Here is a 20,181-nt window from a genome sequence, read left to right on the forward strand (position 1 = left end):
GACGAACCACCCGCTGTTACGGTACCGAGATTTACGGTGACTTTAGGTGCTCAGGCCGTGGCGCTCCCGTACCAATCCGACAATCCCGTCCATGATGTCGGTGAGTTCGTAGTCCTTCGGCGTGAACACCCGCGCGATTCCCCGCTCCAGAAGGAGCTTCTCGTCGTCGGGCGGGATGATGCCGCCGACGATGACCGGGATGTCGCCCGCGCCCGCGGCCCGCAAGCCGTCCACGACCTGCGGCACGACCTCGAGATGCGAGCCGGAGAGCACCGAAAGCCCGACCACGTGCACGCCCTCCTGGACGGCGGCCGCGACGATCTGCTCCGGCGTGAGCCGGATGCCCTGGTACACCACCTCGAAGCCGACGTCACGCGCCCGCACGGCCACCTGCTCGGCGCCGTTGGAATGCCCGTCGAGACCGGGTTTGCCGACCAGGATCCGCAGCCGCTCGCCGATTTCGGTGTTCGTCGCCTTGATCCGGTCGCGGACGCGGCGGATCTCCTCGTTGCCCTCGCCCGCGGCCGCCGACGCGGAAACCCCGGTGGGAGCACGGTATTCGCCGAACACCTCGCGCAACGCACCCGACCATTCGCCGGTGGTGACCCCGGCGCGAGCACACTCGATGGTGGCCTCGAACAGGTTCTGCGACGTCTTCGCGACGGACTTCAGCTTCTCCAGCGCAGACTCGACGGCCGCGTTGTCGCGGTGCGTTCGCCATTCCTCGATCGCGGTCACCGCATGCTTCTCGACGGCCGGGTCGATCGTTTCGATCGCCTTCGCGCCTTCGGCCTGCAACGGAGAGGGCTCGGTGGTCTCGAATTTGTTGACCCCGACCAGGATCCGCTCGCCGTTCTCCATGCCGCGCCGGTACTCCGCGAGCGACGCGACGAGCTGCGACTTCATGTAGCCGCTCTCGACCGCCGCGACGGCACCGCCGACATCCTGCACGCGCGCGATCTCCTCGCGCGCGCCCGTCATGATCTCGTCGACCTTGGCCTGGATGACGTGCGAGCCGTCGAAGATGTCCTCGTACTCCAGGAGATCGGTCTCGAACGCCAGCACCTGCTGCATTCGCAGCGCCCACTGCTGATCCCACGGCCGGGGCAGGCCGAGCGCCTCGTTCCACGCGGGCAGCTGGATCGCGCGGGCCCTGGCACCGCGGGAAAGGGAGACCGCGAGCATCTCCAGCACGATGCGCTGGACGTTGTTCTCCGGCTGCGCCTCGGTCAGGCCCAGCGAGTTGACCTGAACGCCGTAGCGCAGCCGCCGCGCCTTGGGATCCGTGACGCCGTAACGATCCCGGGTGATCTCGTCCCAGAGCGCGGTGAACGCGCGCATCTTCGACATCTCTTCGACGAACCGCACCCCGGCGTTGACGAAGAACGAGATCCGCGCGACGACCTTGGCCATGTCGGCCTGCTCGACCTGGCCGGAATCGCGGACCGCGTCGAGCACGGCGATCGCGGTGCACAACGCGTACGCGACCTCTTGCGTCGGCGTCGCGCCGGCTTCCTGCAGGTGGTAGCTGCAGATGTTGATCGGGTTCCACTTCGGCACGTGGTGCACCGTCCACGCGATCATGTCGGTGATCAGGCGGAGGCTCGGGCCCGGCGGGAAGATGTAGGTGCCGCGGGAGAGGTATTCCTTGATGATGTCGTTCTGCGTGGTGCCGGTGAGCTTCGCCAGCACCTCGTCCACGTCGCGGCCCTCGGCCTCGGCCTGCTCACGCGCCACGGAGACGTAGAGCGCCAGCAGCCACATGGCGGGCGCGTTGATCGTCATCGACGTGTTGGCCTCGGCGAGCGGGATGCCGTCGAACAGGCGCCGCATGTCGCCGATATGCGAGACCGGGACGCCGACCTTGCCGACCTCGCCCTTGGACAGCTGGTGATCCGGGTCGTAACCGGTCTGCGTCGGCAGATCGAAGGCGACCGAGAGGCCGGTCTGCCCCTTCGCGAGGTTACGGCGGTACAGCTCGTTGGACGCGGCCGCGGACGAGTGACCCGCGTAGGTCCGCATCACCCAGGGGCGGTCCCGTTCACGGTCCGTGGGATAGGGCACGGCATACCTCCGGCGCTGGACGACCGCCTGAGTGTACCGGCCGGTAACATCAGGCGTGCAGTTGAATCGAACACAGTCGGGTCATTCTTCGGGCCGCTGGAGATTCCGTTCGCGCGCCTCTTCGACGGCTTTCGCGAGCTTCTCGCGCACCTTCGCCACGTCGCTGACACCCACCAGGATGATCGGCGGCTTGCGGTCCTTCCCGGTACCGGCGCCGAAATTCGCCGACGCCCACGCCAGCACGCCGAGCCTGCCGAAGGTGATCGTCCCGGTCTTGCCCGGCCCCGAGGTGACGACGGGGTCCGCCAACCCGGCCAGCGCCGCGGACTCCTCCTTGCGGCGGACGAGCGAACTGGTCGCGATGACCCGGCCGTCCGTCACCGCGTACGTGGTCGAGGCGAGCCTGAGGTAGCGGATCAGCGGCCTGCCGGCGAGATGCAGAACGCCCGCGACGGTGAGCACGACCCACGCGCCCGTGTGGAACGCCGTGTCGTGGTTGCCCGCGAAGAACACCGTGACCGCGCCGAGCCAGAGCAGGCCGACGGGGACGTTGAAGTAGTCGCCGGGATTGAAGAGAGGCCTGCGCACCGGCTGCCCGGCCCAGATGACCCGTTCGCCTGGAAGGAGGTCGATCTGCCCCTCGTGCATGCCACGGCACACTACCCGTCCGGGGGACGGTCGAGGAGTGTCCGTTCGTCGGTCGTCCAGCGGGCCGAACGGACCTAGCGCGCCTTCTGCTGGGCGGTCGCGATGAGGTCGCGGACGCGCCTTGCGTCCTCGATCCCGCTCAGCTCGGGCATCGCGTCGTCGGCGTTCTGGAACAGGCCGACGACGAAGCCCACGCCCTTGCCGAAGGTGACCGTCCCGGTCCCGTCACCGTTCTCCGCCACCTGCGGCGGCCCCAACATCTCCAGATAGCCCGACGTGCTCTCCTTGCCCTTGACCCAGACCACCACCCGCTGGTCGGTCACGGCGTACGAAGTGGACTTCAGCTTCAAGTAGCGCTGGACCGGCTGCCAGATCCAGCCCATCAGGACGAAGGCCGCCACGAGATACAAGATCACGGGGAATTCGTCCCCGTCTCGCGTGAAGAAGTAGAACCACGCGCCGAAGAACAGCAGACCAGGCACGATCATCAGATCGCTCTTCGCGAGCATCGAGATTCGCTTCGGCGCGCCTTCCCAGATCATGCGCTCTCCGGGCAGCAACCCCGTGTCCCCCAGGTACATACGCGGACGATAAGCCCGCTTCGTCCCGCTGACCAGGGCTTTGCCGGAATCGTGACCGGCCGGTGTGACCGAAATCCGCGAGACTCGCCCGCTCCCGGCGTCTAGCGTGGGTGACCGTGACGTGGAGTTCGTACAGCAGCTATCTGGTCATCGTCGTCCTGATCGTCCTCGCGCCGGGGCCGGACACGATGGTGATGCTCAAGAACTCGCTGTCCGGCGGCACCCGCGGCGGTTTCCTCACCACGGCGGGGATCTTCGTGGCCAACGCCGTACAGGGCACCGCCGCCGCGCTCGGCCTCGGTGTCGTGATCGCGCAGTCGCAGCCGGTGTTCGTGACGCTCAAATGGGTCGGTGCCGCGTACCTGGTCTTCCTCGGTTTCCAGGCGTTGCGCGGCGCGTGGCGGGGTGACTACTCCGGTGTCACGGCGGTGAAGCAGCAACGGTCGACCGGGTTCCGCCGCTTCCGTGAGGGCTTCCTTTCCAACATCACCAACCCGAAGGTGCTCGTGCTCTATCTGTCGGTGCTGCCGCAGTTCCTCGATCCGGTGACGACGTCGGCTTGGCACGCGCTGCTGCTCGCGTACACGGTCGCCGTGCTCGGTGCGATCTGGCTGCTGACACTGCTGTTCTTCGTGCACCGCGTGCGGGCCTGGCTCGAACGCCGCAAGGTGCGCCGTGCGCTCGACGGCGTCACCGGCACCGCGCTGGTCGGCTTCGGCGCGGCTCTGGTGTTCGAGTCATGACCTGGGGTGTGTACAGCGGTTTCGCGCTGATGATGCTGGCGCTCGCGCTCGTCCCCGGCCCGGACAACATGGTGGTGCTGAAGAACGCGCTCTCCGGCGGAGTCCGCGGTGGAGGTTGGGCCTGCTTCGGCGTCGGCGCCGCGAACCTCGCGCAGGCGACCGCGGCAGCGCTCGGGCTCGGCGCGGTCATCATGAACTCGCGGCCGGTGTTCGAGGCCGTGAAATGGGCGGGCGCGGCCTACCTCTGCTACCTCGGTGTCCGGGCCCTGATCGGCGCCTTCCGCGGCGACTACGACGGGCTCACCGAGACCGCCGCCGCCCGGCGGAGCGGATTCCGCCGCTGGCGCGAGGGCTTCCTTTCCAACGTCACCAACCCGAAGGTCCTCGTGCTGTACCTGTCGGTGCTGCCGCAGTTCCTGACCCCGGGCGTCACCGGCACCGGGGACGCGCTGCTGCTGGCGTACACGATCGCGGCCGCGGGCACGGTCGCCCAGCTCCTGCTGCTGTTCTTCGTGCACCGCGTGCGGACCTGGCTCGAACGCCGCAAGGTGCGCCGCGCGCTCGACGGTGTCACCGGCACCGCGCTGGTCGGTTTCGGCGCCGCGCTCGTGCTGGAGTAACCCCTTCGGTCGTTCACGCGATACTCCGGATGTCGCAATGGCGCGACCTCAAGGAGGCTTCGATGAACAAGAAGACCTACGGCGTTCTCGCCGGAGCCGCCTTCTCCCTCATTCTTCTCGGCGCGGGGCCCGCGGACGCCGGCGAGCGCGGCAACTCCGGTAACCCGCCCGGACACGCGAAGGACACCACCAAACCGCAGCCACCGTCCAAAGCGGACTTCTCCGGGCACGGCGCGAACAAGCACGGGCCGTACGACTCCACCCGGGACGGTTCGCCGTCGGCCAACGGCAACGGCGGTGGCGAAGCCGCGGGCAAGCCCTGCGCCGGTTGCGTCGGCAAGGCCGACAACAAGAACCCACCCGGGCATCTGCCCGGCGGCTCCGACGCGAACGCCGGCTACGAATGCGACCGCAACCACGGCGTCGGGCGCGGCAACCCCGCGCACACCGCCTGCGTGCCGGACCGGACGCCGCCCGCCACGAAACCGCCGGTCGAGACTCCCCCGCCCGGGGGACCACGGGCCGGGGCCGTTCCTGCCGCGGTCGTGCCGGTGGTGGCCGTCGCCGCGGCCGGCGCCGACGTCGCGGTCGCGAGCTCGCCGTCACTGGCCAAGACCGGTTTCGATCTCGAACCGGTGCTGCTGGCCGGGCTGGGCTCGCTGGCCGCGGGCGGTGCCGCGGTCTACGCGGGAACGCGGCGGCGCAGGGACGCCTGACTACTTTCGGCGGGTGACTTTCCGGCGTCCACCACGTTGAATCCCGTCTCCAGAAGCACCTAGCCGAGGAGGCCGTTCGTGAGGTTCACCCCCGCCGCCACCGTCACGGCGATGGCCGCCGCCCTGCTGCTGGGCGGGGCCACCGCCGCGACCGCGATCAACTCCTACAACGCCACCCCGGCGCCCGAGCGCACAGAGGTCGGCGCGCTCGTCGCCACCTGGGACGACGACGGCGACCCGGCCACGCCCGACCGGGTCGACTGGGTGTGCTCCGGCACCATGGTCGACGCCGACACCTTCCTCACCGCCGCGCACTGCACCACCGGCTGGCCCGCCAACGTGCGGTTCTTCGTCTCGCTCGACCAGGACGTGCAAGCGGGTCTCGACGCGGCCGCGAAGAAGTACCCCGGCGACCCGGCGGCGGTCGCCAAGGCCGTCGCCGTGGAGGGCGTCGCGCACAACGAACCCGGCTATCCCGGCAACTCCGCCGACTCGCACGACATCGCCGTCGTCGAGGTGCCCGCGAAGCAGGTCGCCGCACGCTGGAGCTTCACCCCCGCGAAGCTGCCCAGTGCCGGTCAGCTCGACAAGCTCGGCCCGCAGGGACTGAACTCGACGCCGTTCGTGGTCGCCGGCTACGGCACGCAGGAAGCCGTGAACGGGCCGGGCGGGCACACGCATCCGGGCGGCGGAGTCCGGATGAAGGCGCCCGTCACCTTCAACGCGCTGAACGACACGTGGGTGCGGCTCGCGATGACGGCGCCCCAGGGCAACGGCGGCGCCTGCTACGGCGACTCCGGCGGGCCGAACTTCGCCACGATCGACGGCAAGCGTGTCCTCGTGTCGACGACCATCACCGGCGACGGGCCCTGCTACGCCACCAATGTCACCTACCGGCTGGACTCGCCGACGTCGCGTGACTTCCTCGCGCCGTTCGTCGCCCTGCCCTGATCGCGCGTGAAGGCCCCCTTTCCTCGGCTAAGCCGAGGAAAGGGGGCCTTCACGCGCAATCCGTCAAGCCCGCTCGGGTTCGCCCGCGACACGCTCGATGCGGGCACCGAGCCGGTTCAGGTTCTCCACGAAATGCGGGTAACCGCGGTCGATGTGGAAGACGTCCCAGACCTCGGTGACGCCGTCCGCGCACAGCCCGGCCAGCACCAGCCCGGCGCCGGCGCGGATGTCCGCGGCCCATACCGGGGCGCTCGAAAGCTTCTCCACACCACGGACGACGGCGTGGTGCCCGTCGGTGCGCGCGTCGCCGGAAAGCCGCATCATCTCTTCGATGAACCGGAACCGGGCCTCGTAGATGTTCTCCGTGATCATCGAGGTGCCCTCGGAGACCGCGGACAGCGCCACCGCGAACGGCTGCAGGTCGGTCGCGAAACCGGGGTACGGCAGCGTCACCCAGTCGACGGCCTTCGGGCGCTCGTTCTGGACGATGCGGAAGCCCTTGTCGTCGAACGTCTCGACCTCGGCACCCGCCAGGCGGAGCTTGTCGAGGACCAGGTCGAGGTAGTGCGGGTTGACGCCGCGGACGGTCAGGTCGCCCCGGGTCATCGCGGCGGCGAACGCCCAGGTCGCGCCGACGATCCGGTCGCCGATCACGCGGTGCTCGGTCGGGTGCAGCTTCTCGACGCCCTCGACGGTGAGGGTCGAGGTGCCCGCGCCTTCGACCTTCGCGCCCATTTCGGTCAGCATCGTGCAGATGTCGACGATCTCGGGCTCGCGCGCCGCGTTGTCGATGACCGTGGTGCCCTCGGCGAGCACGGCGGCCATCAGGATGTTCTCGGTGGCGCCGACGCTCGGGAAGTCCAGCCAGATCTGCGCGCCGCGCAGCCCGTCGGCCTTCGCCACGACGCAGCCGTGCTCGATGGTGCTGGTGGCGCCCAGCTTGCGCAGGCCGTTCTGGTGCATGTCCAGCGGCCGCGAACCGATGGCGTCACCGCCCGGCAGCGCCACGACGGCCTGCTTGAGCCGTCCGACCAGCGGACCCAGCACGCACACCGACGCGCGCAGCTTGCCCATCGCGGCCGAATCGGCCCGGTGCGACAGCTCGGCCGGGGTGGTGATCTTGGCGGTGTCGCCGTCGATGACGACGTCGCAGCCGACACTGCGCAAGACGTCGCCCATCAGGGGGACGTCCAGGATCTGGGGGCAGTTCGTGATGGTCGTCGTACCCTCGGCCAGCAGGGCCGCGGCCATCAGTTTCAGCACGCTGTTCTTGGCGCCGACCACGTCGACCTCGCCGACCAGCCGTGCTCCGCCGTGCACGTCGAAGTGCTCGCTCATGGGCGCCAATCATGCCCTCTCGCCCGGATTTGCCTTACGCCGGGCCGGTAGAGTCGGCTTCATGGTCGTTCGCATCAACCGCGTGTACACGAAGGTCGGCGACAACGGCACCACGGCGCTCGGCGACGGCTCCCGCGTGCCGAAGACCTCGCCCCGGCTGGCCGCGTACGCCGACGTCGACGAAGCCAACTCCGTCATCGGGCTCGCGCTCGCGATGGGCGGGCTTTCCGAGGAGATCACGCAGGTCCTGCGTGCGGTGCAGAACGATCTCTTCGACGTCGGTGCGGATCTGTGCGCGCCGATCGTGGAGAACCCGCCGTACGAGCCGCTGCGCATCACCGAGCGGTACATCGAGCGGCTGGAAGGCTGGTGCGACGAGTTCAACGAGCGCGTGCCGAAGCTGACGTCGTTCATCCTGCCGGGTGGCACCCCGGGGGCGGCTTTCCTGCATCAGGCCCGCACGGTCGCGCGGCGGGCCGAGCGGTCCGGCTGGGCGCTGTTCGAGGCCGAGCAGGCCGCGACGAACCAGCTGGCGATCAAGTATCTGAACCGGCTCTCGGATCTGCTGTTCATCCTGTCGCGGCTGGCGAATCCGGACGGCGACATCCTGTGGCAGCCCGGCGGAGCGGGCTGAAGGACGCTTTCACCGCATCCGATGCGACGAAAGCGTCCTTCGGCTCACAATCGGCCCTGCTCCTGTGCTGCCCAATAACGCTCGAGGTCGACGTCGGGCGTGCCGTCCTTGCCCGGGTCGATCGCCTTCATCGTGATCGTGTCCTCCAGGGACACGGGCTCGGGAAGGTGGCTCCAGCGGTTCGTGTCCTCGCTCTGAGTCATGGACCGAGAATAGACGCGGATCACGTCCGAAGCCCGGTAGAAATGCCGCATTCAGAGGACTAAATGCCCCAGGAGGTCCGGAGCGAAGCGAGCGCGTCGTGGAAGCCCGGGAAGGTCTTCTTCACGCAACCGGGGTCGTCCAGCGTGATCCCCGGCGTCCGCAAGCCCGTGACGCTGAACGCCATCGCGATCCGGTGGTCCCGGCGGCACTTCACGAGCGCCCCGGACGGCGTGCCCGGCCGGATTTCGATCCAGTCCCGCCCTGTCTCCACCGAAACGCCCATCGCGCGCAGATTCTCTTCGCACGCCGCCAGCCGGTCGCATTCCTTGATTCGCGTGTTGTAGACGTCCTCGATCCGCACCGGCCCGTCCGCGAACGGCGCGATGGCCGCGAGCGTCGGCACGGTGTCGGAGATGTCGCGCATGTTCACCGTGACACCGCGCAGGCCGCCCGTCCCGGTCACGGTCACGGCGTCCGGACCGACCTCGACGTCCGCGCCCATCTGCCGCAGGACCTCGACGAAGGCCAGATCCCCTTGCAGGGCGCCCTCGCCGAGCCCCGGCACGGTGACCGAGCGACCGGTCAGCGCGGCCGCCGCGAAGAAGTAGCTGGACGTCGAGGCGTCGGGCTCGATCTCGTAGCGACAGGCCTGATACGGCGTCGGCGGCACGACGAACGTGTCACCGTCACGGACGACCTCGACGCCGAAGCGCCGCATCATCGCGATGGTGATCTCGACGTAGGGCACCGAAACGAGGTCCGTGACGGTGATCCGCAGTCCCTCGGCGGTCAGGGGGCCGACCAGCAGCAACGCGGTCAGGAACTGCGAGGACAGTCCCGCGTCCAGGGTCAGTTCGCCGCCCTTGATCCCGGCGGCCCGCACGACCAGCGGATGGTGGCCCGGCGTGCCTTCGAAGGTCAGGTCGACGCCCAGTTCCAGCAACGCGTCGGTGAGCGGCCCCAGCGGCCGCGCGCGCATCTGCTCGGAGGCGTCGAAGCGGAAGGTGCCGTGCCCGGCGGCGGCCAGTGCCGGCAGGAACCGCGCGGTGGTGGCGCCGTCACGGCAGAAGATATCGGCGCTGTCGACGGCGGGGCCCTCGGGCCTGCCCTCGATCGTCCACTCGCCGGGAGCGCGGGAGACCTGATAGCCGAGCTTGAGGAGGCCCTCGGCGAAGCCCTCGGAGTCGTCCGAACGCAGCGGCCTGCTCAGCACGGTCGTCCCGTGGGCGGCGGCCGCGAGGAACAGGCCTCGGGCGGTGATCGACTTCGAACCGGGGATGTCGACGATGGTCACAGCGTGAGCATACGGCGTGCCCGAACGGCGAACTCGCGTGATTGAAGGCGTAACTCAGGAAGCGCGCGGGAGGCGGCGGCCCGGCGGGGCCGACTCCAGCCAGGACAGGAAGCCGGTGAGGGCACCGGGACCCATCGCGATCTCGATCGCCTCCTGTTTGGCGGACTCGCACCGCAGGACGATCGAACCGTCGGGGACGGCGTACGCCTCCGTGCCGGAGGGGTCACGCCGGTCCGCGATCTCCATGCTTTCGCGCTCGAAGACGCGATCCGGGCCCGTCCGCAGGCTCCACACGCGGAACCAGACGAACTTCTCGCCCTCGTAGCGGCCCAGCCCCAGATGCCAGCTGGACCGCGCCTCGTCCGGACGCCACCGCAGGGCGACGCTCACCCCGCCACCGCGGCGCATCCGGACCCACCGCAACGAATACCAGGCCGCGAGTACGGCCAGGACGGTCAGGGCCCCGAGAACACCCACGGCGATTTCCACGGCCCGGCCCCTGTCCTTCGCCCGGTCAGACCGACTGACCGGCCGCGCGAAGCTGGGCGGTCGCCCTAGCCCGCTCTTGCTCGTCTTCGCCGCTCAGCGCCTTCTTGGCCGCGTCGACGTCGATCTCGTCCGAGAGCTCGGCGCTCTCGGCGAGGATGCTCACGCCGGTCGCGGTGACCGACAGGAACCCGCCGTGCACCGCGGCGGTCACGGTCTCGCCGTCCGTGGTCGTCACCTTCACGACACCACCCTCGACGAGCTGGCCGAGAACCGGCTCGTGACCGGCCATGATGCCGATCTCGCCCTCGGTGGTCTGCGCCACCACGAACGTGGCGGTACCGGACCAGAGACGGCGCTCGACGGCTACCAGCTCGACAGAAATCTCAGCCACGTAGCTTCCCTTCACCTCAGGTGCTGGCACCGAGTGTAATAGTCAACGATCCCGGTATGCGAACGACGGGACCAGCGTCCACAGTAGACACTGATCCCGCCGCTCATCGGAACATCACTTCTTGGTGATTTCCTTGTACTTCTTCTCGAGGTCTTCGAGGCCACCGATACCCAGGAACGCCTGCTCCGGGTAGTGGTCGAAGTCGCCCTTGGTGATGCGGTCGAAGGACTCGATGGTCTCCGACAGCGGCACGGTCGAGCCCGGGATCTGCGTGAACGCCTCGGCGACCAGCATGTTCTGCGACAGGAACCGCTCGATGCGGCGCGCGCGCTGAACGGTCAGCTTGTCCTCTTCCGAGAGCTCGTCCATACCGAGGATCGCGATGATGTCCTGCAGCTCCTTGTACTTCTGCAGGATCCGGATGACCTCGGAGGCCACGCGGTAGTGGTCCTCACCGACGATGGCCGGGTCGAGAATGGTCGACGTCGACGCCAGCGGGTCCACCGCCGGGAAGATGCCCTTCTGGAACACCGACCGCGAAAGCTCGGTGGTGGCGTCCAGGTGGGCGAACGTCGTCGCCGGGGCCGGGTCGGTGTAGTCGTCCGCGGGGACGTAGATCGCCTGCATCGAGGTGATCGAACGACCACGGGTCGAGGTGATCCGCTCCTGGAGCTGACCCATCTCGTCGGCCAGCGTCGGCTGGTAACCCACGGCCGAAGGCATGCGGCCCAGCAGGGTCGACACCTCGGAACCGGCCTGGGTGAACCGGAAGATGTTGTCGATGAAGAGCAGCACGTCCTGGTTCTGCACATCGCGGAAGTACTCCGCCATGGTCAGCGCGGACAGCGCGACCCGCATACGGGTGCCCGGCGGCTCGTCCATCTGACCGAAGACGAGGGCGGTGTCGTTGATGACGCCGTCCTCGGACATCTCCAGGAAGAGGTCGTTGCCCTCACGGGTGCGCTCGCCGACACCGGCGAACACCGAGGTACCACCGAAGTTCCGGGCGACACGGGTGATCATCTCCTTGATGAGCACCGTCTTGCCGACGCCGGCACCGCCGAACAGGCCGATCTTCCCACCCTGCACGTACGGGGTCAGCAGGTCGACGACCTTGAGGCCGGTCTCCAGCATCTCCGTCTTGCCTTCGAGCTGGTCGAAGGACGGCGGGTTGCGGTGGATGCCCCAGCGCTCGAGGTCGTCGCCGTAGCCGGGCTCGTCCAGGCACTCGCCGAGCGCGTTGTAGACGTGGCCCTTGACCTTGTCGCCGACCGGGACGGTGATGGGGCCGCCGGTGTCGGTGACCTCGGCGCCACGGACGAGACCGTCCTGCGGCTGGAGCGAAATGGTGCGGACGAGGTTGTCGCCGAGGTGGCTGGCGACCTCGAGCGTCACCGTCTTGCGCAGCTGCTCGAACTCGATTTCGACCTTGAGCGCGTTGAACTGGTCGGGAACGGAACCGCGCGGGAATTCGACGTCGACGACCGGGCCGGTCACCGAGACGATGCGCCCCTTGGCACGGGCTTCAGTACTGGTCATCAGTCATCACTTCCTGCTGCGGTGAGAGCGTTCGCCCCACCGACGATTTCGGAGATCTCCTGGGTGATCTGCGCCTGGCGGGCCTGGTTCGCCTCCCGCGTCAGCGTGTTCACCAGTTCGTTCGCGTTGTCCGACGCCGCCTTCATCGCGGTGCGGCGGGCCGCGAGTTCGGACGCCGCCGACTCGAGCATCGCCGCGAAGATCCGCGTGTTGATGTACTTCGGCAGCAACGCGGCGAGCAGCTTCTCGGCGCTGGGCTCGAACTCGTAGCTCGGGAGCAGGCTCTCGGGCTTCTCCTCTTCGCCCTCGACGTACTCGACCTCGAGCGGCGCGACGCGCTTGGCGACCGGACGCTGGGTGAGCATCGAGACGAACTCGGTGTAGACGACGTGGATCTCGTCGACACCCAGGATGCCGTCGGCGTTGCCCGACTCGTCGTCGGCGCCGTTCAGGAACGACTCGACGATGAGCTCACCGGCCTCCGCGGCGTTGACGTAACCGGGCTGGTCGGAGAAGCCCGTCCAGCTTTCGGCCACGTCGCGGCCACGGAAGCGGTAGAAGCTCAGGCCCTTGTTGCCGGTCACGTAGACGACCGGCTCCTTGCCCTGCTCGCGCAGCAGCGTGAGGAGCTCCTCGGTCGCCTTCAGCACGTTGGAGTTGTACCCACCGCACTGGCCCTTGTCGCTGGTGATCACGAGGACCGCCGCGCGCTTCGGGTTCGGACGCTCGACCAGAAGCGGGTGGTCGAGGTTCGCCGAGGCTCCGGCCAGGGCCGAGAGCACGTTCGTGATCTCGTCCGAGTACGGCCGGGAAGCCGCGACCTTCGCCCGCGCCTTGGTGATGCGCGCGGTGGCGATGAGCTCCATCGCCTTGGTGATCTTGCCGATGGACTTGGTCGCCTTGATACGCGACCGGAGTTCTCGGAGTTGTGCGGCCATGAGCTATCAGCTCACTTCTTCGGGGCGGGCTTGTTGACCTTGACGGTCTCCTGCCCGACCTTCTCGGCGTCCATCGCGTCGGAGACCTCGACCAGGCTCTTGCCCTCGGAGGTGGTGAACTCCTTCTTGAACTCGTTCACCGCGTCGACCAGCCCGGCGGCGGTCTCCTTGGAGAACTTGCCCGACTCGCGGATGTCCTTGAGGAGCTCGCCGTTCTTGCGGCGCGCGGAATCGACGAACTCGTCACGGAAGCGGCGCACGTCCTCGGTCGGGACCGTGTCGAAGTGGCCGTTGGTACCGAGGTACACGGTGACGACCTGCTCCTCGACCGGAAGCGGCGAGTACTGCGGCTGCTTGAGCACCTCGTACAGGCGGGCACCACGCTCGAGCTGCGCCTTCGACGCGTCGTCGAGGTCCGAGGCGAAGGCCGCGAAGGCCTCCAGCTCGCGGTACTGCGACAGGTCGATACGGAGCGAACCCGAAACGTCCTTCATCGCCTTGACCTGCGCGGCACCACCCACACGGGAGACCGAGATACCCACGTCGATGGCCGGGCGCTGACCGGCGTTGAAGAGGTCCGACTGGAAGAAGCACTGACCGTCGGTGATCGAGATGACGTTGGTCGGGATGTAGGCCGACACGTCGTTCGCCTTGGTCTCGATGATCGGGAGACCGGTCAGCGAGCCCGCGCCCAGCTCGTCCGAGAGCTTCGCGCAACGCTCGAGGAGACGGGAGTGCAAGTAGAAGACGTCGCCGGGGAAGGCTTCACGGCCCGGCGGGCGACGCAGCAGCAGCGAGATCGCGCGGTAGGCGTCGGCCTGCTTGGTCAGGTCGTCGAACACGATGAGGACGTGCTTGCCCTCGTACATCCAGTGCTGGCCGATGGCCGAACCGGTGTACGGCGCGATCCACTTGAAGCCGGCGGAGTCCGACGCGGGGGCCGCGACGATGGTGGTGTACTCCATCGCGCCGGCGTCCTCGAGGGACTTCTTCACCGCGGCGATCGTGGAGCCCTTCTGGCCGACCGCGACGTAGATGCAGCGAACCTGCTTCTTCGGGTCGCCGGACTCCCAGTTGGCCTTCTGGTTGATGATCGTGTCCACCGCGACGGCCGTCTTACCGGTCTTGCGGTCACCGATGATCAGCTGGCGCTGGCCACGGCCGATCGGGGTCATCGCGTCGATGGCGGTGATACCGGTCTGCAGCGGCTCGGACACCGGCTGGCGCTCGACCACCGAAGCGGCCTTGACCTCCAGCGGGCGACGCTCGGTGGTCTCGATCTCGCCGAGGCCGTCGATCGGGGCGCCCAGCGGGTTCACGACGCGGCCGAGGTAGCCCTCGCCGACCGGAACCGAGAGGACCTGACCGGTCCGCTTGACTTCCTGACCTTCGACGACGGTCTCGAAGTCACCGAGGATCGCGGCACCGATGGAGCGCGCGTCCAGGTTCAGCGCCACGCCGAGGACCCCGCCGGGGAACTCGAGCAGCTCGTTGGCCATCGCCGAGGGAAGACCCTCGATGTGGGCGATACCGTCACCGGCGTCGATGACGACGCCAACTTCTTCCCGGCTCACGTCCGGGGCGTAACTCGAGACGTAGTTCTCGATCGCGCTACGGATCTCATCCGAGGAGATCGTCAGCTCCGCCATTTCAATCCCGCTCTCGCTTCGTTCGTGCCAGTGTGCAAAGTCGTTGTTGTGGGTTCAGCCGGCCAGCCGGCGACGCAGGGCGTCGATGCGCCCTGCGGTGCTGCCGTCGATGACCTCGTCGCCGACGCGGACCACCAGTCCGCCGCCGAGTGACGGGTCGACCTCGACGTGCAGCGCGAGCTGCCGCCCGTACAGGGCGTTGAGCTTCTCGCTCAGCCGAGCGTGCTGCTCTTCGGACAGCGCGCTGGCGCTGGTCACCTGGGCGACCGAGCGCTGACGGCGTTCCGCGGCCAGCTGGACCAGCCGCTCGAGGGCGTTGGCGACCCCGCGGCCCTTGGCGCGCAGGACGACCTGCTCGACGAGGGTCTTGGTGACCACGTCCACCTTGTCGGCGAACAGGGTGCGGACGAGGGTCCGCTTCGCCTCGGCGGGAGCGGTCAGGTCGGACAAGGCCTGTTCGAGCTCCGGCGCACCCGCAACGATACGAGTGACCCGGAACAGCTGGTCTTCGACAGCGTCGATGTTCCCGGACTTCTCCGCACTGGTGAGCAGCGCCGAGCGGCCGAGGGCCTCGAGCCCGTCGGTCAGTTCGCGCGGGCTCGACCAGCGGCTGCCCGCCACGGAGTCGAGCACCTGCAGGGCCGGTTCGGAAACCTTGCCCGCGAGGACCCCGCGGGCGAGGCCGATCCGGGCTTCGGACGAGGCCGAACCGTCGGCGACGGCCCGGCGCAGGCCGATCTCCCGGTCCAGCAGGGCGACGACCGAAAGCAGCTCGTCGCCGACCGTCGCCGGGTCCGTACCCGCGGCGGCCAGAACCTCGCCGAGACGCTTCTCGGCGAGGTCGAGCGCTTCACGGCTCGCAGCATGCAGCGTCATTCTGGTCTACTTCCCCGCTCCGTTGGAGGCACCAGCGGTCTCCAGCTCGGCAAGGAACCGGTCCACGGTGCCGTGGCGGCGCGCGTCGTCCGCGAGCGACTCGCCGACGATGCGGCTGGCCAGCTCGACGGAGTTACGGCCGAGTTCGGCGCGCAGCTCGGCGATGATCTGCGCCTTCTGGGCCTGCAGCTGAGCCTGCCCCTGGGCGACGATGCGCTGGGACTCGGCTTCGGCCTCGGCCCGCAGCTCCGCCTTGATCTGCTCGGCTTCGAGCCGGGCGTCGTCGCGGATCTTCGCGGCCTCGGAACGGGCTTCCGCCAGCTGCGCCTTGTACTGCGCAAGGTTTTCTTCGGCTTCGGCCTGAGCCTTTTCGGCCCGCTCGATGCCACCCTCGATCAGCTTGGTCCGCTCTTCGTAGGTCGCCTCGAAACGAGGGACCACGTACTTCTTCAGAACGAACAGCAGCAGAAGGAAGGCGATGAACCCGAGGATGAGCTCGGGAACGTGCGGCACGATCGGGTTGGGCGCCTCCTCGGCGGCCAACACCAATTCGGTCTTCAGCACAACGTCTCCTTAAGCGATGAGCGGAACTCAGCCCTAGGCGGAGGCGAGGAAGTAGATGACGATACCGATCAGCGCGAGCACCTCGGTCAGCACGAAGGTCGAGAAGGCGATGCCCTGCAGCTTGCCCTGGGCCTCCGGCTGACGGGCGGTGCCGTTGATGACCGCGGCGAAGATGAGACCCACACCGATACCGGGGCCGATCGCGCCGAGGCCGTAACCGATGGCGGCAAGACCCTTGTTGATGCTGACGGCCTCGGTGGCGGCCTGCGCAAGAACGATGTTGCTCACGTGCGTTTCCCTTCAAACTCGGTCCGCGCGACTCACGCGGATCGGGGGCTTTTGGTGTTTCTCAGTGCTCCGACGCCAGTGCGGCGCCGATGTACCCTGCGGACAGCAGTGCGAAAATGTACGCCTGCAGGATCTGGATGAATGCCTCCAGGAAGGTCATCGCGATGGCGAAGAGGAATGCCACCGGTGACGCGACCTTCACGAGTCCTTCGCCCTCGGTCAGCAGGAAACTCCCGCCGAGCGTGAAGACCATGATGATGAGGTGCCCGGCGAACATCGCCGCGAAGACTCGGATGGCCAGGGTGGCCGGCGCGATGAAGAACTTCTGCGCGAACTCGATGGTGGAGTACAGCGGCAGAACGAATCCGGGAATACCCGCCGGAGCCAGTTCCTTCTTGAGGTAACCCTTGAAACCGTGGCGCTTGAACCCGACGTAGTGGTACACCGGGTAAACGACAAGGAACGCGAGGGCGACCGGGAAACCGATCCGCGCCATGGTCGGGAACTGGAAGAACGGGATGATCCCGAAGAGGTTGTTCACCAGCACGAAGCTGAACAGCCCCAGGATCAGCGGAATGAACGGCTTGAAGTCGGCCGAACCGATCTGCTCACGCGCGATGTTGTTGCGGCCGAAGTTGTAAATCGACTCGGCGATGAACTGTCCCTTGCCGGGGACGACCTTGAGCCGGCGCGACGTCACCATGAAGTAGGTGATGATGATGATCAGGGAGATGACCACCAGCAGCATCGGCTTGGTGAAGCTCAACCAATAGCCGGAACCGAACAACGGCGGCAGGTTGAAGTCTTTGACACCAGGCGGCGCGAACTCCGCACCCTCGGCTAGTACCAGCGCGCCCACTGGGCTCCTTCCGGTTCTCCCGGCCGGCGTTCACTCCGCCGGGGGAATCGTCACGATCTGGACTTAACGTACCCGACACGTATCGGGCCGTCGGAGGCGGCCACCCCACGATGTGCTGAACACGGTTTCACGTTCCGCACACGAGGATTCTCGATGCAGTGCTCCCGGGAGACAGACGCCTACCAGCGGGTAATGAGGGACGATTCAACGCCGTCGCCACACTGCTGTTCGGGGTTCGTCATCAGGAGCCGGCAGCCGAGGCCGCCGCCCATACGCGGACCATATCAGCAGGTTCCGACGGGCCGTACAGGCGTACTACATTGCCCCTGATCGGCCGAGGACCTAGGTCCCGTCCCAGGTCAGGACCTGGGTCCCGAAATCAGCGGGAAGCCGGGATGATCGTCGGGATCTTGGTCTTGCGGAAGGCCGCGAACTCCACCGCGGCGGCCACCAGGATGGCGACGATCATGGTGACGCCCAAGGCCATCGGGTGGATCGAGCTCACCCCGCGGAGCAGGGTCAGCGCCCCGAACAGGAGGACGATCTTGAGCACGTAACCACCGAGAGCGATCACCATCACGAACATCGGGTCCATGCCCGCGCTGAAGCGCATCAGGCCCAGCGTCGCGAGGGCGGACACGATGGCGAGCACGCCACCGACGACCGAGCCGAGCAGGCCCGGGAGTCCATTGAGGATGGTGAAGACCACGATGCAGATCAGCACCGCGGGCGGAACCAGCTTCAGGGAAGCCTTCGTCATCGCGTTGGCCGCCTGCAGAACCACCTTGGCGTGGGGGTTCTCCTCCGCCTCGACGGTCTTCTCGGTCTCGCTCACAGAAAACTCCCTGGTCGTCTCAGCCCGCCAGTGTAGGCCCGTGCCGATACGGGCCTTCAGGCAGTCCGGTTCCGCGACCGCAGTCTCGGCACGATCGACACCAGCGTCGCCAGCAGGAAGCCGAATCCGACAATCCAGAAAACCGCGACACTGTCGAAGAGTGTCACCGAAACGGCGCCGAACGCGAGCAGCCCCGCCCACAAGTAGATGAGCAGCACCGCGCGGCGCTGGGAGTGGCCGATCTCCAGCAGGCGGTGATGCAGGTGCATCTTGTCCGCCGCGAACGGGCTCTCGCCGCGTCGGGTGCGGCGGATGACCGCCATGATCAGGTCGAGCAACGGCACGAACAGCACCGCGGCGACCACCACGAGCGGCGAGAGCAGCGCGAGCGCGTCCTTGCCGCTGAACTGCGGGTACGGCACGCGGCCCGACGCGGACGTCGTCGCACCGGCCAGCATGAGCCCGATCATCATCGAACCCGAATCGCCCATGAAGATCTTCGCGGGCTGGAAGTTGTACGGCAGGAAGCCGAGACAGGCCCCCGCGAGCGTGGCGGCGATGAGGGCGGGCGGGTACGCGCCGACGTCGCCGCCCGAGGAGTCGAGCAGGCCGAGCGAGAAGGAACAGGTCGCCGCGGCGGCGATGAAGCCGAGGCCGCCGGCGAGACCGTCGAGGCCGTCGACGAAGTTCATCGCGTTGACCATGACGACCACCAGCACGACGGTCAGCAGCGCGCCCTGGTTCTTGTCCAGTACCAGGACCTGGCCGAAGGAGTCGCCACCGCCGCCCCACGGCACCCAGAACGACACCCACTGCACACCGAAGATCACCAGGATCCCGGCGCACATGACCTGGCCCGCGAGCTTCGTCCAGGCGTCCAGCTCGAATCGGTCGTCGAGCGCGCCGATCAGGGAGATCACCCCCGCGGCGAGCAGGACACCCAGCGAGTCGAAGGAGAAGTCGAAGCCCCGGCTCAGCGCGGGCAGCTGGTGCGCGAGCCCCATCGCGGCGGCGACACCGAGGAAGATGCCGATGCCGCCCATCCGCGGGATCGGGGTGACGTGGACGTCGCGGGCCCGCGGGTTGGCGATCGCGCCGATCCGGATGGCGACCCGGCGCACGACACCGGTGAGCAGGAAGGTCACGGCCGCCGCGGTGAGGGCGACGAGGATGTACTCCCGGATCGGGAGGCCTTGCGTAGGAGGCATGGTGCGTTACGCCGCCGAGGTCCAAGTCACTCGAACACGCTACCGCGTCAGGGGGATACGACGGCCGACGGTCCTAGGCCAGTGACTCCGCGGGCACACCCAGTACTTCCGCGACGGCGGCGCGGCTGACCGCGCCCTCCCGCAGGATGACCGGGTCGTCGCCGGTGAGATCGACCATCGTGGACGGAACGGGCTCGCCGGACGAGCCGCCGTCGAGGTATACCGCCACGCTGTCCCCGAGCTGGTCGACCGCTTCCTGCGCGGTGGTCGCGGGCGGACGGCCGGACACGTTCGCGCTCGAGACCGCCATCGGGCCGACGTCGCGCAGCAGTTCCAGCGCGACCGGGTGCAGCGGCATCCGGAGCATCACCGTTCCGCGCGACTGGCCGAGATCCCACTGCAGGCTCGGGGCGTGCGGGAGGATGATCGAGAGGTCGCCGGGCCAGAAGGCCTCGATGAGCGCGCGGGCCTGCGGCGGCGTACCGAGCACGAGTCCGTCCACAGTGGACCAGGAACCGACCAGGACGCCGACCGGCATGTCGGGGCCGCGGTGCTTGGCCCGCAGGAGGGACTGGACGGCGCCGCCGTCGAAGGCGTCCGCGCCGATGCCGTAGACCGTGTCGGTCGGGAGGACGACCAGACGGCTGGAGCGCACCGCGCTCGCCGCCGCGGCGAGCCCGTCGGCCCGGGATTCGTGCTTGCTGCAGTCGTACACCGCGCTCATGGGCAGTGAGCGTAGCGCCGCGGTGTGG

The 20,181-nt window shown here is 68.1% G+C and carries 23 protein-coding genes; 5 read left to right on the forward strand and 18 right to left on the reverse strand.

Features of this window, described 5'->3' with window-relative positions:
- Window positions 1-42: 42 nt before the first annotated feature.
- The 3 genes from AVR91_RS21440 to AVR91_RS21450 form a co-directional block, all read right to left on the reverse strand.
- On the reverse strand, window positions 43-2,064 hold the full coding sequence (locus AVR91_RS21440; RefSeq protein ID WP_076857395.1) for a protein meaA: 2,022 nt from the start codon (window positions 2,062-2,064) through the stop codon (window positions 43-45).
- Between the two features lie 81 nt (window positions 2,065-2,145).
- Window positions 2,146-2,712 (reverse strand): YdbT family protein, encoded by a 567-nt coding sequence (locus tag AVR91_RS21445; protein WP_063277175.1) that lies wholly within the window; start codon window positions 2,710-2,712, stop codon window positions 2,146-2,148.
- A gap of 74 nt (window positions 2,713-2,786) precedes the next feature.
- Window positions 2,787-3,293 (reverse strand): hypothetical protein, encoded by a 507-nt coding sequence (locus tag AVR91_RS21450; RefSeq protein WP_063277161.1) that lies wholly within the window; start codon window positions 3,291-3,293, stop codon window positions 2,787-2,789.
- Between the two features lie 116 nt (window positions 3,294-3,409).
- Here AVR91_RS21450 and AVR91_RS21455 point away from each other — a divergent pair, with 116 nt between their 5' ends.
- From AVR91_RS21455 to AVR91_RS21470, 4 genes are all read left to right on the forward strand, one after another.
- Complete coding sequence (locus AVR91_RS21455; RefSeq protein WP_063277174.1) at window positions 3,410-4,036, forward strand: LysE family translocator; 627 nt, start codon at window positions 3,410-3,412, stop codon at window positions 4,034-4,036.
- Window positions 4,033-4,656: a LysE family translocator gene (locus tag AVR91_RS21460; RefSeq protein ID WP_063277160.1), complete on the forward strand. Its 624-nt coding sequence runs from the start codon at window positions 4,033-4,035 to the stop codon at window positions 4,654-4,656. Before AVR91_RS21455 ends, AVR91_RS21460 begins: the two co-directional genes overlap by 4 nt.
- 62 nt (window positions 4,657-4,718) lie before the next feature.
- The gene (locus AVR91_RS21465) at window positions 4,719-5,372 is read left to right on the forward strand and encodes a hypothetical protein (protein WP_228709278.1); all 654 of its coding nucleotides are present in this window, start codon (window positions 4,719-4,721) and stop codon (window positions 5,370-5,372) included.
- 78 nt (window positions 5,373-5,450) lie between these two features.
- Window positions 5,451-6,323, forward strand: coding sequence for a trypsin-like serine protease (locus tag AVR91_RS21470; protein WP_083737681.1), 873 nt, complete (start codon window positions 5,451-5,453; stop codon window positions 6,321-6,323).
- A 63-nt stretch (window positions 6,324-6,386) separates the two neighbouring features.
- On the opposite strand, the gene murA is transcribed toward AVR91_RS21470, so the two are convergent.
- Window positions 6,387-7,661 carry a UDP-N-acetylglucosamine 1-carboxyvinyltransferase gene (gene murA, locus AVR91_RS21475; protein WP_016336846.1) on the reverse strand — a complete coding sequence of 425 codons (1,275 nt, stop codon included), beginning with the start codon at window positions 7,659-7,661 and terminating at the stop codon, window positions 6,387-6,389.
- A gap of 61 nt (window positions 7,662-7,722) precedes the next feature.
- Here murA and AVR91_RS21480 point away from each other — a divergent pair, with 61 nt between their 5' ends.
- On the forward strand, window positions 7,723-8,295 hold the full coding sequence (locus AVR91_RS21480; protein WP_063277158.1) for a cob(I)yrinic acid a,c-diamide adenosyltransferase: 573 nt from the start codon (window positions 7,723-7,725) through the stop codon (window positions 8,293-8,295).
- 44 nt (window positions 8,296-8,339) lie between these two features.
- Here the strand turns inward: AVR91_RS21480 and AVR91_RS21485 are convergent, their stop codons facing one another.
- The 14 genes from AVR91_RS21485 to AVR91_RS21550 all read right to left on the reverse strand — a co-directional run bounded on the left by AVR91_RS21485 (window position 8,340) and on the right by AVR91_RS21550 (window position 20,153).
- Complete coding sequence (locus tag AVR91_RS21485) at window positions 8,340-8,498, reverse strand: hypothetical protein (RefSeq protein WP_228688237.1); 159 nt, start codon at window positions 8,496-8,498, stop codon at window positions 8,340-8,342.
- A gap of 59 nt (window positions 8,499-8,557) precedes the next feature.
- Window positions 8,558-9,793, reverse strand: a complete 1,236-nt coding sequence (gene aroA / locus AVR91_RS21490; RefSeq protein WP_063277156.1) for a 3-phosphoshikimate 1-carboxyvinyltransferase — start codon at window positions 9,791-9,793, stop codon at window positions 8,558-8,560.
- A 54-nt stretch (window positions 9,794-9,847) separates the two neighbouring features.
- Entirely contained in the window at window positions 9,848-10,282 is a 435-nt protein-coding gene (locus AVR91_RS21495) for a DUF2550 domain-containing protein (RefSeq protein ID WP_063277155.1), read from the reverse strand.
- Window positions 10,283-10,307: 25 nt separating this feature from the next.
- A complete protein-coding gene (locus AVR91_RS21500; protein ID WP_044852809.1) occupies window positions 10,308-10,673 on the reverse strand; it encodes a F0F1 ATP synthase subunit epsilon in 366 nt (121 codons plus the stop codon).
- A 114-nt stretch (window positions 10,674-10,787) separates the two neighbouring features.
- Window positions 10,788-12,212 (reverse strand): F0F1 ATP synthase subunit beta, encoded by a 1,425-nt coding sequence (gene atpD / locus AVR91_RS21505; protein ID WP_007028325.1) that lies wholly within the window; start codon window positions 12,210-12,212, stop codon window positions 10,788-10,790.
- Complete coding sequence (locus AVR91_RS21510; protein ID WP_063277154.1) at window positions 12,212-13,150, reverse strand: F0F1 ATP synthase subunit gamma; 939 nt, start codon at window positions 13,148-13,150, stop codon at window positions 12,212-12,214. The genes atpD and AVR91_RS21510 overlap by 1 nt, the downstream gene beginning before the upstream one ends.
- Before the next feature lie 11 nt (window positions 13,151-13,161).
- Window positions 13,162-14,799 (reverse strand): F0F1 ATP synthase subunit alpha, encoded by a 1,638-nt coding sequence (atpA, locus tag AVR91_RS21515; RefSeq protein WP_063277153.1) that lies wholly within the window; start codon window positions 14,797-14,799, stop codon window positions 13,162-13,164.
- Between the two features lie 54 nt (window positions 14,800-14,853).
- Window positions 14,854-15,675 (reverse strand): F0F1 ATP synthase subunit delta, encoded by an 822-nt coding sequence (locus AVR91_RS21520; RefSeq protein ID WP_063277152.1) that lies wholly within the window; start codon window positions 15,673-15,675, stop codon window positions 14,854-14,856.
- A 6-nt stretch (window positions 15,676-15,681) separates the two neighbouring features.
- Window positions 15,682-16,239 carry a F0F1 ATP synthase subunit B gene (locus tag AVR91_RS21525; protein WP_063277151.1) on the reverse strand — a complete coding sequence of 186 codons (558 nt, stop codon included), beginning with the start codon at window positions 16,237-16,239 and terminating at the stop codon, window positions 15,682-15,684.
- 33 nt (window positions 16,240-16,272) lie between these two features.
- Window positions 16,273-16,527 carry an ATP synthase subunit c family protein gene (locus tag AVR91_RS21530; RefSeq protein WP_063277150.1) on the reverse strand — a complete coding sequence of 85 codons (255 nt, stop codon included), beginning with the start codon at window positions 16,525-16,527 and terminating at the stop codon, window positions 16,273-16,275.
- A 61-nt stretch (window positions 16,528-16,588) separates the two neighbouring features.
- Entirely contained in the window at window positions 16,589-17,386 is a 798-nt protein-coding gene (gene atpB, locus AVR91_RS21535) for a F0F1 ATP synthase subunit A (RefSeq protein WP_063277149.1), read from the reverse strand.
- 379 nt (window positions 17,387-17,765) lie between these two features.
- Window positions 17,766-18,221 carry a hypothetical protein gene (locus AVR91_RS21540; protein WP_063277148.1) on the reverse strand — a complete coding sequence of 152 codons (456 nt, stop codon included), beginning with the start codon at window positions 18,219-18,221 and terminating at the stop codon, window positions 17,766-17,768.
- A 56-nt stretch (window positions 18,222-18,277) separates the two neighbouring features.
- Complete coding sequence (locus AVR91_RS21545; RefSeq protein WP_037341400.1) at window positions 18,278-19,429, reverse strand: glycosyltransferase family 4 protein; 1,152 nt, start codon at window positions 19,427-19,429, stop codon at window positions 18,278-18,280.
- Between the two features lie 73 nt (window positions 19,430-19,502).
- A complete protein-coding gene (locus AVR91_RS21550; RefSeq protein ID WP_037341398.1) occupies window positions 19,503-20,153 on the reverse strand; it encodes an L-threonylcarbamoyladenylate synthase in 651 nt (216 codons plus the stop codon).
- Window positions 20,154-20,181 lie beyond the last annotated feature (28 nt).

The sequence above is a fragment of the Amycolatopsis keratiniphila subsp. keratiniphila genome (assembly GCF_001620365.2).
In the GTDB taxonomy this organism is placed as follows: Bacteria; Actinomycetota; Actinomycetes; order Mycobacteriales; family Pseudonocardiaceae; genus Amycolatopsis; species Amycolatopsis keratiniphila.